The following is a 13,395-nucleotide window of genomic DNA, read 5'->3' as shown; positions in this document are numbered from 1 at the left end:
AGGGCGTACCGGCTTTTTTGCGCAACAAACTTGCTCACGACCAAGGTTTTGGACATTTCCGACTGAAGTTCTGGAAAAAACTGCCGATCTGAAGGCCTGAACCCGCTATTTTTGATACGCTGAAAACAGTTAGATACCGATCAGGTCCGAGTCTCGGTTGCTCGGACATGCCTTCCCAGATGCCAGCTTCCCGTCCCATGCCCACCGCCGTCCGTCAATCGCCTCAGCGCTCCGACGAGAACCTCGTCGTCACCGCTATTGCCGTATTTCTGGTGGCAGCACTGATTCTGGGTACGGTCGCCTATCGATACTTCAAGCATTCACAGCAGCAGCAGGAGCAGACTCGCAGCGAGCGTCAGGCCTACAAGCGCTATAACGACTATCTGGACTCCACCGAACAGGCAACTGCCAAGCCTGCCGCCAACCCGCCTTCCCCCGTACAGGCCAGCACTCCTGCCGCAGCGCCCAGCATGGCCGAGAAGCTGCTCAGCCACCCTGCCGTCACGCCAGGCCCAGGCTTCAACGCTCCGGGCGTACAGCAGACCGGCGTGGCCATCATCGACGCGATGGACCACGCCCAGGCAACTGCCAAGCAGTAAGGTCAAGAAGGCAGACAGGCTTTGCCTTGCTGCCCGGCAGCTCAGCGCATCACCAGACCGCCGTCCACCAGCAGCAGCTGCCCGGTCATGAAACCGCTGAGCTCCGACGCCAGGAACAGCACCGGCCCAGCCACATCTTCGGGCCGTGCCAGTCGGCGCAGCGGCGTGGCCGCCATCAGCGATTCACGAAAAGACTCCTTGCTGCCCTGTGTACCCTGCGTGGGATAGACCAGACCGGGCGCCACACAGTTGACGCGGATGCCCACAGGCCCGAGCTCGCTGGCCAGATTGCGGCTGAAAGCCAGCAAGGCCCCCTTGGATGTCGTGTAGTCGTGATAGGCGACAACAGGCTGCTCCACCAGATTGCTGACGATGTTGACAATGCTGCCGCGCGCGCGCTGGCGCATCAGCGGTAGCACCGCACGACAGACATTGAAGCTTGCACCGACGGCCCCGTCGAACTGTGCCTGATAGTCCGCCCATTGCAGATCGTCAAAACGGCTGCGGCGTTCCGGATCGAATGCATAGGGCCTGAAGGCATTGTTGACCACGATATCAATGCCCCCCGCTTCGCGCACGATGCCGTCCACCATGCTCTGCACCGCATCGGGCGAGCCCACATCGGCCTTGACCGCCCAGGCATCGCCGCCCGAGTCCTTGCCCGCGGCCAGGCAGGCATCCACGGTGCAGGCTGCAGCCTCGTCATTGGACAGGTAGTTGACGGCCACCGCCGCCCCCTCGCGCGCAAACGCCAGGGCAATCGCCGCACCGATGCCGCGGCTGGCGCCCGTCACCAGCACCACCTTGCCGCGCAAGCCCATTGAAGAAGACTGACTCATATTCACGATTTCCGTTCAAACACTGGCAGATCCCCGGGAAGAGACAGCAGGCAAGGGCCTTGGCGGCCTCGCCGCCCCACTGCAATGCTGTCCTCCCCCAAGGCGCGGGGCCGCACAGGCAACGCGCCTCCAGGGGGAGATTTACAGCGGCACAACCACATCCGCCACCTTGATCTGACGCTGCACCATGCCCAGCGCACGATAGGCATCGGCACCTTTTTGCAGCGCAGCCATATCGAAGCTGCCCAGCGGCTGGCCCTGGACTGCCGGCATGGAAGAGGCGTTACGCAGGCGGATCACATCCAGATTGATATCGCGACGCGTGCCGTCGATGGCATATTTGCTGGCCAGCACCGAGGCCTCCTCGGGATTCGCCATCATCCAGGCAGCGCTTTCGCGGTAGCCCTTGACGAATGCCTTGAGCAAGTCCTTCTTCTGCTGGAACACCTCCTCGCGCACCACAAACATGTCGCTGGACATATTGAGGTGGTCGCTGACCTGCATCACATTGACTTCGCCGATGCCCTTGCGCAGTCCCACAGCCAGGCCGGTATCCGTGGCGGCCGTGGCGTCAACCTGCCCTTGCATCAGGGGCGCAAAGTTCAACAGGCCGGTCACGACAATGCTCACATCCGACTCCTTGAGGCCGGCCTGATGCAGCATCACCAACAGGTTCTGGCGCGTGCCGCTGGCAAGGCTGTAGACACCGATCTTCTTGCCCTTGAGGTCTGCGGGCTTGCGAATGCCCGAGGACTTGAGCGAAACCACATTGAACACGTTCTGCGGATAGATGTCGTAGATCGCCACCAGCTTCTCGCCCTTGTCCAGAGCCATGAAGAAGGAGCCGGGGTCAGTAAACGCCACGTCGGCCTGGCCGCTGAGGATGTTGCGAATCGCATCGCCGCCGCCCGCTCCGGGCAGATAGGCCAGTTCCACGCCGTTCGCCTTGAAGAATCCTTTTTCGGGCTCGACCAGAATATTGGTGATCTCGCTGATGGGCTTGCTCCAGCCGGCCAGGCGAATCTTGCCCTGCAGAGGAACCGCCATGCTGGTGCCGGTCATGGCAAGGCCGCTCAGGCCTGCACAGGCGCCGAGCAGGCTGCGGCGAGAGATGAACAAAGTCTGGTTGCTGGAGTGCATGACAAATGGTTTGAAGATGCAGTCAGGCCCGGTCGCCCGACTGCGAGGTTGAAAAGTGATGGGAGCGCAGCAAATAGCGCTCCAGAACAAGGCAGGCCTGATACAGCAGCAGGCCCATGACGGCAATCAGCACCAGCGCCGCAAACATCAGCGTGGTGTCCATCATTCCCTGGGCGGCAATGACCACGGCACCCAGGCCCTGGCTTGCACCCATGAACTCGGCCACCACGGCACCGACCAGCGCCAGCACGACGGCCACGCGCAGCCCGGCCAGAATCGCGGGCAGTCCGGTCGGCAGTTTCAGGCGCAGCAAGGTCTGCAGCCTGGTTGCGCCCAGCATGCGAAACAGCTGCAGGCGCTGGCCATCCACCTGCCGCAGGCCCGTCAATGTGTTTTCCATCAATGGAAAAAAGCAGATCAGCGCCGTGATCAGTACCGTGGGCAGCATGCCGAAGCCGAACCACAGCACGAACAGCGGCGCCAGAGCCAGCTTGGGCACGACCTGGCTGACCACTACATAGGGCTTGAGCACGCGCTCCAGCAACTCGGACTCGGCCAGAGCCATGCCGGCCAGCAAGCCCACGGCACTGCCTATGAGCAGCCCCAGCAGCAAGGCCTGCAAGGTAGCCCGGAGATGCGGCCAGAAATAGCCGGACGCGAGACCCGACCACAGCGACAGAGCCACCGCCGAGGGCGCGGGCAGCACCAGCGCCGACAAGCCAAATTGCCTCGCAGCCACTTCCCATATTGCGATGACAGCTATCAAAAGCGAGGCAGACAGCCAGTGTGTTCTGTTCAGCAGGCCGCTCATGCGCCACCTCGGTCCATGGATGCGCGAATGCGCGCGCAATAGTCGTTGAACGCCGCGCCATGGCGCAGGCTCTGCTGGCGCGGCTGTGGCAGCTCGACGGACCAGTCGTCCACGATGCGGCCGCCATGCATGAGTGCAATGCGGTCACCCAGATAGACGGCCTCGTTGATGTCGTGGGTAACAAAGAGCACCGTCGTCCCATGGCGCTGGCAGGTGCGCAGCAAATCGTCCTGCAGTTCGGCACGCGTAATGGCATCCAGCGCCGCAAAAGGCTCGTCGAGCAGCAGCAGCGGCGGCTCCAGAATCAGGGCTCGCGCCAGCGCCGCGCGACTTTGCTGTCCGCCCGAGAGCTGGCGCGGATAGAGCGAAGCATGTTCGGCAAGGCCCAGTTGCTCCAGCAACTGCATGGCTGCCTGTCGGTCCTGCTGCGTGGGTTTGCGCTGCAGCGACACGGGCAGCAGCACGTTGTCGATCACCGTATGCCAGTCCAGCAGCGTCGGCGCCTGGAACATGAAGCCCAGTTGCGGCCCCGGCGCTGCCACTTCGCTGCCGCGCAGCAAGACATGCCCCGACTGGGGCCTGAGCAGGCCAGCCGCCAGCTTGAGCAGCGTGGTCTTGCCGCAGCCGCTGCGCCCCAGCAGGCAGTGAAACTCTCCAGCCCCGACCTGCCAGTCCACGCCATCCACCACCGGCGCTCGTCCCGGGTAGCTGAATCGGGCCTGCTTGAACTCCATGAATGCCACGACGGTATCCACTCCCTCAGTCCGCATAAGAGGCCAGCGGCTGGGCCGCCAGTTCTGCCGACTGCTCGATCTCCGTCATGCGCACCAGATCCAGCAGGTTGAAGCGCCCGTCATGGTGCCAGCCCGCCTCGGGCATGCTCATGGAACCAATGGCGCTGATGCGCGTGACGCCAGCCGCGCCCAGCAGCCCGGCCAGGCGGTGCAGCTCTTCGGGGCCGGCCGCAATGCCCGCGGTCTGCAGATAGTCACGCTGAGCGGCCACCACGGGCAGCACGGCATCGAGCCGGTCCACGGCCACCACGGCAATCGTGCGGTACAGCGCGGTCGGTGCCAGGGGCTGCAGACTCTCGCTGTAGGCCACGCTCCAGGGTGCATCCACAGGTCCCAGCAGTTGGTGTGCTTCACCGCCCCACTCCATGTTCTGCTGCCAGCGTGCCAGCGCCGCCCCTTCTTCCAGATCCAGCTCGCGGCGTGCGAAACGTCGCTGCAGATTGGCAAGCTCGGCCGCCAGGTAGTCGGCAAAAGCACGCGGCGAGACCGGCGCCCCACGCTGCACATAGAACACATGGGGCGAGTAGCAGCCTTGCTGGTCGTAGCGCATCACGTCCCAGGCGGCCAGCCTTGCCATGCCCGGAGCCTTGAGCGTATCCAGCGCCTGCGCGCCGATCAGGCCAAAGCCCAGCTTGTGGCCATGGGGCAAAAAGCGCGTCGTCACGGGCAGGCGACGGCGCAACGCATCCAGCGTCTGGTTGCCGCCATAGGCCAGTACCGTATCGGCCTGGGCATAGAGCGCGTCGGCCTCCTCGCCACCTGCACCGCGCCACCACACCACGGCCAGGCAATCGGCCAGCGGCGGGTGGACCTCTGCCAGCAAGCGTGCAAACCACCCCGCAAACAAGGGCTCGGCACTGGCCAGCTTGCCGATCGCCGGGGCCTTGACCAGCAAGCCGCAGACCAGGCTCCACAGCGACAGCGCAGGTACGTTGCCGGCCCAGCTGTGCACCAGCAGGTCCGGGCCGAAAGCACGTACGGCCCCGCCCTTGGCTGCCGGTTGAAAGCCATCGAGCACTGCCGGATTGGCAAAATCCTCGGCCACAAAGCGCTTGAGCTGCGCTGCACGAAAGGTCTTGAAAAATCCTGTCAGCCCCAGCCGCACCATATCGGCGTCATAGCCGCTGACCACGGGCAGCCAGGCTTCGGCCTGCTGACGGTAGGTGTCGTTACGATCCAGCAGGCGGGCCATCGCACGATCGACGGCATCGATGATCTCGGCCACCGGCATCGGGCGCAGATGGGCGCATGCAGCCGCGCGAACGCGAGCAGCCAGAGCCCGCATCTGCGGCGCCGTCAGCACGGGCACGCTGACTTCCAGCCTCTGGCCGTCGCGGGACTCGAAGTCCAGCGTCTGCCACTGCACTTCCTCGTCGCCGAGGCCCGGCAGGTAGCCTGCCTTGATACGCTGTAGCTTGCGCTGCTCGCTCATGCGCCGGCAGCTTTCACAAACTCTTCAACCGCCAGCGAGCAGCCCTTGGCGGCGGCACCCTCGGCGCGCCCCAGCAGCAAAAAGCCGTCTTTTTCCTGCTGGCCGGCCCACAGGCCCACATCCTCGGTCAGTATGGTGGTCACCGCGTTGTAGTTGGCCAGATCGCAATGCACCAGAATGCCGCGCTCACCAGCGGCCACATCCCTGCCGGTGATCGGCTCGACCAGACGCGAACGGATCCAGTGCGGACCGGACTTGACCGAGGGCAGAACCGCATTGCCATCGTCATAGAACTGGGTGCTCAGCTCGGTCATGCCATACATATTGATGCACAGACTGCGCGGCACGCCCAGCAACTGCGAAAGCTCGGCATAGAACTGCTCGAGCGGCAGCTCACGCGACTGCCCCTTGTAGCCGCCCGTATCCAGCACGCGGCTGCCTGCGGGCAGGCGAAAGCTGCGGCCCTGCGCACGCAGGGCATCCATCACATGGACCAGGCTGAAGCTCGCGCCCAGCAGCGCAAAGGGCTGGCCGCTGCGCTCGGACTCTTCCAGCGCGGCACACAGGGCCGACATGTCCAGCCCTTCCGAGTTCAGATAGTAGCGGCTGCCTGCCGAGCCGAATTCGGACCGGGCAAGTGCCAGATAGTGAGCCAGCGAGGAATTGGGCATGGCCTGCTCATCGGGAAACAGAATGCCCATGGGCATGCGCTCCAGACCCTGCATGAAACGTCTGGCGAAATAGCGCTTCATGGACAGGTCGTAGACATCGAGCTGGGGATGGAAATGACGTCCGCGCGCAGCGCGGCCCGTGGTGCCGCTGGTCATGAACACGCGCTCGGCGGGCGACGGCGGCTCGCTGCGCAGCTCCATGGCCTTGAAGGCATCGATGGGCACGGCCGGAACATCGCGCCAGCTCCTGACATTGCGCAGCGTGGCGCCGCGTCGCTGGCAAAAGCTGCGAAACGGCGCATTGCATTCGTACTGGTAGGCGAAAAGGCGCAGGGCGAGTTGATTGAACTGGTCGTCGGTGCAGTCATCCATTGCGATGAAAGCAAGCAGATCGGCGACCAGCGAAGCGGCCTTGTCCATGAAATTCCTTCGAGAGCGGGGACATCATGCTCCGAAGGCTTGCTGACCATGCGAGAACGCACTGCCCTGAGGTCAGCTTGCAAGCTCTTCTTCCGCCGGTATGAACCGGGTCAAGTTCGCGGGTGTAGATCTCAGCACTGGTGTGCACCCCGGAGCGCGGCGCCATCTTACCCCAACGGCATCGCTGCACGGTGCCTGAGCCGCCGCATGAAGGTCGCGTCACTTGTAACCTGGGGTAATGCTCTATCACGGAGAAGAAGGTCATCCACAGTAGAAATCATTAAAACATTACCACCCGAATACAATCGGAGCAAAAATTGCGAACGTGCCCGACACGCACCTTGCCATGGCACCAACAATGATGCGGGCGCGCACTGCCTGAGCGAGCTTCACGCCGTAGCAAGAAACGCTGTCAACAGAGCTTGCGCCATCCAGGGCACCGAACGTCCACCCCGAGCCCCAGAGATATTCACATGCATTTTTCGCGCCTTTGTCATCTGGCAGGCTGGCCTGTGGCCGCCGCCGGACTGCTGCTGACGGCACAGTCCGCAATGGCCCAGCAAGCCACCGCCCAGCCGGAGCTGCCCCAGTTGTCCGAAGTCACCGTGCGCAGCACCTTGCAGGAGTCTGCACTTGAGCAAACCCCGGCCTCCGTGACCGTGCTCGACGGCGAGCGCATGCGCGAGCGCAATCTGCAGGTCAATCTCTCGGAGTCCCTGAGCGCAGCTCCGGGCCTGCAGTTGCAGAACCGCCAGAACTACGCGCAAGACCTGCAGCTGTCGATTCGCGGCTTTGGCGCGCGCTCCACCTTCGGCGTGCGCGGCATACAGATCTATGTGGACGGCATCCCCTCCACCATGCCGGACGGCCAGGGTCAGACCAACAATATCGATATCGCCTCGCTGGAGCGCGTGGAAGTGCTGCGTGGTCCTTACTCCGCCCTCTACGGCAACGCCTCTGGCGGCGTGATCAATGCCTATACCGAACGTGGTGAAGGCGCACCCTCGGTGGAAAGCAGCTTTGCACTGGGCAGCGACGGCCAGAAGCGCCTGGGCCTCAAGGCCAAGGGCGAAGCCAACGGGATTGGCTATGTGCTCAGCGCCAGCCGTTTTCTCACCGACGGCTACCGGGCCCAGAGCGCGGCGGACAGAAACCTGTTCAACGCCCGCATCGATGTCAAGCCCGACGAATACAGCCAATTGACCCTGGTCGCCAACCATGTGGGCATCGATGCCAAGGATCCCGGCGGCATCACGCCCAAGGACTGGGCGGCAGATCCGAAGGCTGTGGCGTCCAACCCCTTGCTCTACGATTCGCGCAAAAGCGTGAAGCAGACCCAGGCCGGACTGACCTATGAGCGCGAGCTGGGCGCTGGCCAGGCTCTGCGCTTCATGGCCTATGCCGGTCAGCGCGAAATGATGCAGTTTCAGTCCACGCCCAAGGCATCGCAGACCGGCTACAGAGGTGGGGTGATCGGTCTCAAGCGCGACTATGGCGGCATCGATGCGCGCTGGAGCGGCAAATACGAGCTGGGCAGCGGCAGCCTGGGCCTGATTGCGGGCCTGGCCGCCAATACCGTCAGGGAAGACCGCCAGGGCTACAAGAACTTTGTGGGCAACCAGTTGGGCGTGGTCGGCGAGCTGGTGCGTGACGAGCGCAATACCCTCACCAGCATAGACCCCTATCTGCAAGCCTCCTGGGCCTTTGCACCGCACTGGAAGCTCGATGCCGGCCTGCGCTGGAGCAATGTGCAGTTCCAGTCGCGCGACCATTTCCTGGCCGACAAGAACGACAGCGGCAATGCCGGATTCCATAAGCTGCTGCCGGTTGTTTCGCTCCAGCACGAGCTCAATCAGGACATCAATATCTATGCCTCGCTGGGTCGCGGCATGGAAACACCGACCTTCAACGAGATCTCCTACCGCCCTGGCCCCAACCCGCCTCCCGGACTGAACTTCGGCCTCAAGCCTGCGGTATCGACCAGTGCAGAACTGGGCATCAGGCAAGGCTTCAATATGGCCGGACTGCGCGGCGACTGGTCTGCCGCGCTGTTCCAGACCAGCACCGACGATGAAATCGTGGTGGCCAGCAACGACAACGGCCGCACCTCTTATCAGAATGCCGGCAAGACCCGCCGCCGCGGCATGGAGCTGAGCACCAGCACCTGGCTGATGCCCCAGTTGCGCCTGAACGGCGCGCTGACCTTGCTCGATGCCAGTCTGCGCAGCGGCTATTGCGACAGCAAGGGCCAGGACTGCACTCCCGCCGGCAAGCGCATTGCCGGTACGGCCAGGCATCTGGGCTACCTGGGGCTGGAATGGCTTCCCGCCACCGACTGGCGTGTGGGTCTGGACTGGCGTCATGTGGGCCGTATTGCCGCTGACGACAAGAACCAGGTCTATGCCCCCAGCTACAACGTTGCCAGCCTGAGCGTTGGCTACACCAAACGCCTGGGCGCCTGGAAGCTCAGTGCTTTTGCCCGCGTCGACAATCTGACCGACAAGAACTATGTGGGCTCGGTCATCGTCAACGAAGCGACCAAGCCCGAGGGCCGCTACTACGAACCGGCCCCGGGGCGCCAATGGATGGCCGGAACCAGCCTCAGCTACCAGTTCTAGGCATGTCATCCGCATAATCGGACAGCAGCAAGCGGGCCTGGTGCCCGCTTTTTTCATGTCCGGACAGATCAAAGACGATTTTTCAGAAAAATATTTGGTGCCTGCAAACTGCCTGTTTGAGCCCGAAAGCCGCCAATCCCGCGCCGGTTTGACTGCCTGGCGGTAGATGCCTCCAGCATGCTTGCGCCCTTCAGCAGTGCAAGCCACGTCAAAACATGGCTATCCACGTCCAATCTCACGAATCTTCTCGCCAGCGCTCGTGCAGTTTGAGCGAAGTTAGCCCCTGAAGCAGGCATGAACGGCACACAGAAATTCTTCACTCTGCAACACGCTGCCATCAGGCGTGCAACTTCTACGAAATGCAGGGCAAATGGCAACAGGTGACTCCCCAAAGTAAAGAAATCATTTCTTATAGGAAATTCACATAAAAAGAGCTCAGATGGCGGGCTTTTGAAAGCAAATTCACAGCGCTAGAATCCGCCACCAGCGCTGCCTCGTATGTTTTAAGCCGGGGCACGGTTTCAGACTCCTCCGTATGTCAGCCCTTTTCGTTTCTTGCCATCCACATTCCAGCCCGGCACCTTGCAGCCCTGCCATTCCAGCAGCCGGAGCTGATGTATGAGTGACGGTTTGCAAAGCCCCGCCCAACAGGGCGTGCAGTTGGTCGACATACGGCTGCAGCGCGGCCAGACCCAGGTGTTTGACGGTTTGAACCTGGCCCTGACGGAACAGCGCATCGGCGTGATCGGCAACAACGGCGCCGGCAAGTCCAGCCTGTTTCGCCTGCTTTGCGGGCTCGAGCTGCCCCAGGCCGGACAAGTACTGGTGGATGGCATGCCCTTGCTGCAGGCCCGCCAGCACAAGCCCGGCCTGATCGGCCTGATGTTCCAGAATCCGGACGATCAGATCATCTTCCCCACCGTGGAGGAAGAACTGGCCCTGGGCCTTCGCCCCCAGGGCCTGAGCAAGCAGCAGGCCAGAGCCAGGGCGCGCGAGTTGCTGGCCGCACGCGGCCTGGCCCACTGGGCCGAGCGTGCCGTCAGCAGTCTGAGCCAGGGCCAGCGCCAGCAGGTGTGCTGGCTCTCGCTGCTGATTGCCGCACCGCAACTGCTGCTGCTGGACGAGCCCTTTGCCAGCCTGGACCTGCCCGGTCAAGCCCGCTTGGCCCAGGATATTGCCAGCGCACCGCAACAGGTGCTGGTCTCCACCCATGTGCTCGACCATGTGCGTGACTTTGAGCGCGTGATCTGGCTGGAGCAAGGCCGGCTGCGCGCCGACGGCCCGGGCCGCGACATCTGCAGCGCCTACGAGACCTCAGTGCGGGAGCAGTTGCTGAAGAAAAGCTCGTACGGAGACCTGCATGGGTAGTCTCTACAGCGAAGTTGCGACCTGGCTGCATCGCTGGTCGGCCGGCCTCAAGCTCTTGCTGCTGGCGGTTTTTGGCACGCTGTTGTTTCTGATAGCCAACCCCTGGATGTTGGCGGGCTGCGGCGTGGCTTGCCTGCTTCTCTGGATATCGCTGGGTCGGGCCACACAGGTGGCGCGCCGGCTGATGCGCTCGGTTATCGTCGCGGCACTGCTGGTGGCGGGCTTTCATGTCTTCATGGGCAACCCTGTGCTGGCAGCCGTCAGCAGTCTGCGGCTGATCTGCGCCTCGACCCTGGGCATTGCGCTGACCATCACCACCCGCCCCAGCGATCTCGTCGAGGTACTGGAATGGCTGCTGGCCCCGCTGGCTCGCCTAGGCATCCCCACCGAGCGCGTGGCCATGCAGCTTGCACTCATGCTGCGCTTTACCGAACATTTCTTTGTGCAATGGACAAAGCTGGACGAGGCATACCGCCTGCGCACCGGCAAAAGCGGCGGCCTGCGCCTGATTGCACCGCTGACGATTCATATGCTGCAGGCCACGCGCCGTGTGGCCGACGCCCTCTGGGCAAGACTGGGTTTCTAGGAGACCGTTGATGACTACCACACCCTCTCACACCGTATCGCGCGGCGGCGCACGCTCCATGGCTCAGGTATCGCTGTTCGCCGCCCTGATGGCCGTGATGGGCCTGATTCCCAAGATCGACCTGCCGTTCGGCGTGCCCATCACCATCCAGTCGCTGGGCGTGATGCTGGCAGGCGTCATGCTCGGGCCCTGGCGCGGCCTGCAGTCCATGGCACTGTTTCTCGCGGCCGTGGCCGTAGGTCTGCCACTGCTGTCTGGCGGCCGCGGCGGCATCGGAGTCTTCATGGCACCGTCTGCCGGCTATCTGGTCGGCTACATGCTGGCCGCAGGCATTACTGGCGCCGTCATGGCTGCCCTGCCGCAGAGCACGCCGCGTCGCACGGCGCTGAGCGCCTTCATCGCCTCCTTGATCGGCGGCCTGTTGTGCCTGCATGCCTTTGGCGTGCTGGGCCTGATGCTGGTCGCCAAGATGAGCCTGAGTCAGGCCTTTGCCGTGACGCTGGCCTTTGTCCCCGGCGACTTCATCAAATGTGTTCTCTGCGCCATCATCGTCCACACCGTGGCGCGCGGAATGCCTGACTGGCGTTTTGGCGGTCGCCGGTGAACGCGCTGTCCGCTGCGGCACCGCTGCAGGGCTTGTGGCAGCTGGTTCATGGCCCGCTGGCCTATTGGGCGCAACACCGGCCCGATGTGGTGGCCCTGCAGAGCGAGGCCGGCTCCTGGACCTTTGGAGAGCTGCATGCCGAGGTCGAGCAGCGCTCGGCACGTCTGGTGGCGCAACGCGCGCCGCAAATGCTGCTGCTGGATGCCAACCGCTCAACGCTGGAGCGGCTGGTGGACTTTCTATCCGTGATCCACAGCGGCCGCTGCGCGGCAGTCGCCGACCCCGACTGGCAACCGGCCGTGCGCCAGCGCATTGAAAGCTGGCTGCCTGAGCAGCCCTGCGAGCTGGATGCGGCAGCACCGACGGCAGCCTTTTATACCGGCTTCACCTCGGGCAGCACCGGCCTGCCCAAGGGCTTCAAGCGCCACCATCTATCGTGGACGGAGAGCTTTCGCGTCGGCCTGCAGGATTTCGGCCCCGTCGTCGCCCAGCGCACGCTGGCACCGGGGCGCATCTCGCATTCGCTGTTTCTGTTCGGAGCCATGCAAGGCATCTGGTATGGCTGTGGCGCCGTCATGCAGGAGAAGTTCTCGGCCTCGCGCTGTCTTGCAGCCCTGGCGCGCGGCGATATCCCCTGTCTTGTCGCCGTGCCCAGCCAGTTGCTGCTGATGCTGCAATGGGCGCAGCATAGACAGCTCGCACCGACTCCCGAGGTCGAGCTGATCACCATCAGCGGCGCACGCTGGATGCGCGCCCACACGCCGGCGCTGCGCGCCCTCTTCCCCAAGGCCCGCATCATCGAGTTCTATGGAGCCTCCGAGGCCAGTTTTGTCGCCTGGATGGATGCCGATGAAGCCAGCGGCCCGCAGGCCGTGGGCAGGCCATTTAGCAATGTAACGCTATCCATTCGTCCCACCGGCAGCGATGCCGCCGAGAATGCGCTGGCCGAGCATGACACCAGCCATGCCGGCGACGGCCTGATCTATATCCGCAGCCCCATGCTGTTCATGGACTATGTGGGCGATGCCCATGACGCCACGGCCGTGCTGCGCGATGGCGACTGGCTGTCCGTGCGCGACATGGGCCATATCGACGAACGCGGCATGCTGTGCCTGGCAGGACGCCAGAGCCGCATGCTCGTCACCCAGGGCAAGAACCTGTTTCCCGAGGAAGTGGAGAACCTGCTGGCCAGCCACCCGGCGATTGCCCAGGTCTCGCTGCACGGCCAGGCCGATGCGCTGCGCGGCCTGCAGGTACACGCGGTGCTGCAATGGAGGCCCCAGACCGAGGCGCCTTCGGCCCTGGAGCTGAACCAGTGGCTGCGCGAGCGCACCGAAGCCTTCAAGGTGCCGCGCCAGTGGTGGATCTGCGAGCACTGGCCGCACACAGCCAGCGGCAAGACCGATCACGGTCAGCTGGCCCAGGCCCTGCGCGCCAGCATGGCCGGGCCTGCGGGAGCTGCCATATCCCCTGCCCAGCTCCCCGCATTGCGGCCGTGGCAGAGTTGAGGCCC

Annotated in this window: 13 protein-coding genes; 6 read left to right on the top strand and 7 right to left on the bottom strand. The window is 63.7% G+C overall.

The window, feature by feature from the left end; all coding sequences use genetic code 11:
* The first annotated feature begins 197 nt into the window (after positions 1–197).
* A complete protein-coding gene (locus ACWGXF_RS10950) occupies positions 198–599 on the top strand; it encodes a hypothetical protein (protein ID WP_054075271.1) in 402 nt (133 codons plus the stop codon).
* A 41-nt stretch (positions 600–640) separates the two neighbouring features.
* On the opposite strand, the gene ACWGXF_RS10945 is transcribed toward ACWGXF_RS10950, so the two are convergent.
* The 6 genes from ACWGXF_RS10945 to ACWGXF_RS10920 form a co-directional block, all read right to left on the bottom strand.
* A complete protein-coding gene (locus ACWGXF_RS10945) occupies positions 641–1,420 on the bottom strand; it encodes an SDR family oxidoreductase (protein ID WP_440588477.1) in 780 nt (259 codons plus the stop codon).
* 159 nt (positions 1,421–1,579) lie between these two features.
* Entirely contained in the window at positions 1,580–2,578 is a 999-nt protein-coding gene (locus ACWGXF_RS10940; protein WP_452101902.1) for an ABC transporter substrate-binding protein, read from the bottom strand.
* A gap of 22 nt (positions 2,579–2,600) precedes the next feature.
* The gene (locus tag ACWGXF_RS10935; protein ID WP_256630325.1) at positions 2,601–3,389 is read right to left on the bottom strand and encodes an ABC transporter permease; all 789 of its coding nucleotides are present in this window, start codon (positions 3,387–3,389) and stop codon (positions 2,601–2,603) included.
* On the bottom strand, positions 3,386–4,123 hold the full coding sequence (locus ACWGXF_RS10930) for an ABC transporter ATP-binding protein (RefSeq protein ID WP_256631236.1): 738 nt from the start codon (positions 4,121–4,123) through the stop codon (positions 3,386–3,388). The genes ACWGXF_RS10935 and ACWGXF_RS10930 overlap by 4 nt, the downstream gene beginning before the upstream one ends.
* A 25-nt stretch (positions 4,124–4,148) precedes the next feature.
* On the bottom strand, positions 4,149–5,615 hold the full coding sequence (locus tag ACWGXF_RS10925) for an acyl-CoA reductase (protein WP_256630324.1): 1,467 nt from the start codon (positions 5,613–5,615) through the stop codon (positions 4,149–4,151).
* Complete coding sequence (locus tag ACWGXF_RS10920) at positions 5,612–6,706, bottom strand: LuxE/PaaK family acyltransferase (protein ID WP_256630323.1); 1,095 nt, start codon at positions 6,704–6,706, stop codon at positions 5,612–5,614. Before ACWGXF_RS10920 ends, ACWGXF_RS10925 begins: the two co-directional genes overlap by 4 nt.
* A 473-nt stretch (positions 6,707–7,179) precedes the next feature.
* On the opposite strand from ACWGXF_RS10920, the gene ACWGXF_RS10915 reads away from it, so the two are divergent.
* On the top strand, positions 7,180–9,324 hold the full coding sequence (locus ACWGXF_RS10915; RefSeq protein WP_452101901.1) for a TonB-dependent receptor family protein: 2,145 nt from the start codon (positions 7,180–7,182) through the stop codon (positions 9,322–9,324).
* A 68-nt stretch (positions 9,325–9,392) separates the two neighbouring features.
* Here the strand turns inward: ACWGXF_RS10915 and ACWGXF_RS10910 are convergent, their stop codons facing one another.
* The gene (locus ACWGXF_RS10910; RefSeq protein ID WP_452101900.1) at positions 9,393–9,701 is read right to left on the bottom strand and encodes a hypothetical protein; all 309 of its coding nucleotides are present in this window, start codon (positions 9,699–9,701) and stop codon (positions 9,393–9,395) included.
* 241 nt (positions 9,702–9,942) lie between these two features.
* Between ACWGXF_RS10910 and ACWGXF_RS10905 the strand changes: the two genes are divergently transcribed.
* From ACWGXF_RS10905 to ACWGXF_RS10890, 4 genes are read left to right on the top strand one after another with little or no spacing between them, the layout of a single operon-like run.
* On the top strand, positions 9,943–10,692 hold the full coding sequence (locus tag ACWGXF_RS10905; protein WP_202787324.1) for an energy-coupling factor ABC transporter ATP-binding protein: 750 nt from the start codon (positions 9,943–9,945) through the stop codon (positions 10,690–10,692).
* On the top strand, positions 10,685–11,278 hold the full coding sequence (locus ACWGXF_RS10900) for an energy-coupling factor transporter transmembrane component T family protein (RefSeq protein WP_087865152.1): 594 nt from the start codon (positions 10,685–10,687) through the stop codon (positions 11,276–11,278). The genes ACWGXF_RS10905 and ACWGXF_RS10900 overlap by 8 nt, the downstream gene beginning before the upstream one ends.
* Positions 11,279–11,288: 10 nt before the next feature.
* Positions 11,289–11,882, top strand: a complete 594-nt coding sequence (locus tag ACWGXF_RS10895) for a biotin transporter BioY (RefSeq protein WP_256630320.1) — start codon at positions 11,289–11,291, stop codon at positions 11,880–11,882.
* Complete coding sequence (locus ACWGXF_RS10890) at positions 11,879–13,390, top strand: AMP-binding protein (RefSeq protein ID WP_256630319.1); 1,512 nt, start codon at positions 11,879–11,881, stop codon at positions 13,388–13,390. The genes ACWGXF_RS10895 and ACWGXF_RS10890 overlap by 4 nt, the downstream gene beginning before the upstream one ends.
* Positions 13,391–13,395: the final 5 nt, after the last annotated feature.

This window comes from Comamonas sp. HJ-2 (assembly GCF_053615495.1).
This window is presented reverse-complemented; position numbering and strand designations above follow the sequence as displayed.

What these genes read in the sequence shown, in the direction of transcription:
- ACWGXF_RS10950 (WP_054075271.1), top strand. Translation starts at nt 198, where the DNA reads ATGCCCACCGCCGTCCGTCAATCGCCTCAGCGCTCCGACGAGAACCTC.
- ACWGXF_RS10945 (WP_440588477.1), bottom strand. Translation starts at nt 1,420, where the DNA reads ATGGGCTTGCGCGGCAAGGTGGTGCTGGTGACGGGCGCCAGCCGCGGC.
- ACWGXF_RS10940 (WP_452101902.1), bottom strand. Translation starts at nt 2,578, where the DNA reads ATGCACTCCAGCAACCAGACTTTGTTCATCTCTCGCCGCAGCCTGCTC.
- ACWGXF_RS10935 (WP_256630325.1), bottom strand. Translation starts at nt 3,389, where the DNA reads ATGAGCGGCCTGCTGAACAGAACACACTGGCTGTCTGCCTCGCTTTTG.
- ACWGXF_RS10930 (WP_256631236.1), bottom strand. Translation starts at nt 4,123, where the DNA reads ATGGAGTTCAAGCAGGCCCGATTCAGCTACCCGGGACGAGCGCCGGTG.
- ACWGXF_RS10925 (WP_256630324.1), bottom strand. Translation starts at nt 5,615, where the DNA reads ATGAGCGAGCAGCGCAAGCTACAGCGTATCAAGGCAGGCTACCTGCCG.
- ACWGXF_RS10920 (WP_256630323.1), bottom strand. Translation starts at nt 6,706, where the DNA reads ATGGACAAGGCCGCTTCGCTGGTCGCCGATCTGCTTGCTTTCATCGCA.
- ACWGXF_RS10915 (WP_452101901.1), top strand. Translation starts at nt 7,180, where the DNA reads ATGCATTTTTCGCGCCTTTGTCATCTGGCAGGCTGGCCTGTGGCCGCC.
- ACWGXF_RS10905 (WP_202787324.1), top strand. Translation starts at nt 9,943, where the DNA reads ATGAGTGACGGTTTGCAAAGCCCCGCCCAACAGGGCGTGCAGTTGGTC.
- ACWGXF_RS10900 (WP_087865152.1), top strand. Translation starts at nt 10,685, where the DNA reads ATGGGTAGTCTCTACAGCGAAGTTGCGACCTGGCTGCATCGCTGGTCG.
- ACWGXF_RS10895 (WP_256630320.1), top strand. Translation starts at nt 11,289, where the DNA reads ATGACTACCACACCCTCTCACACCGTATCGCGCGGCGGCGCACGCTCC.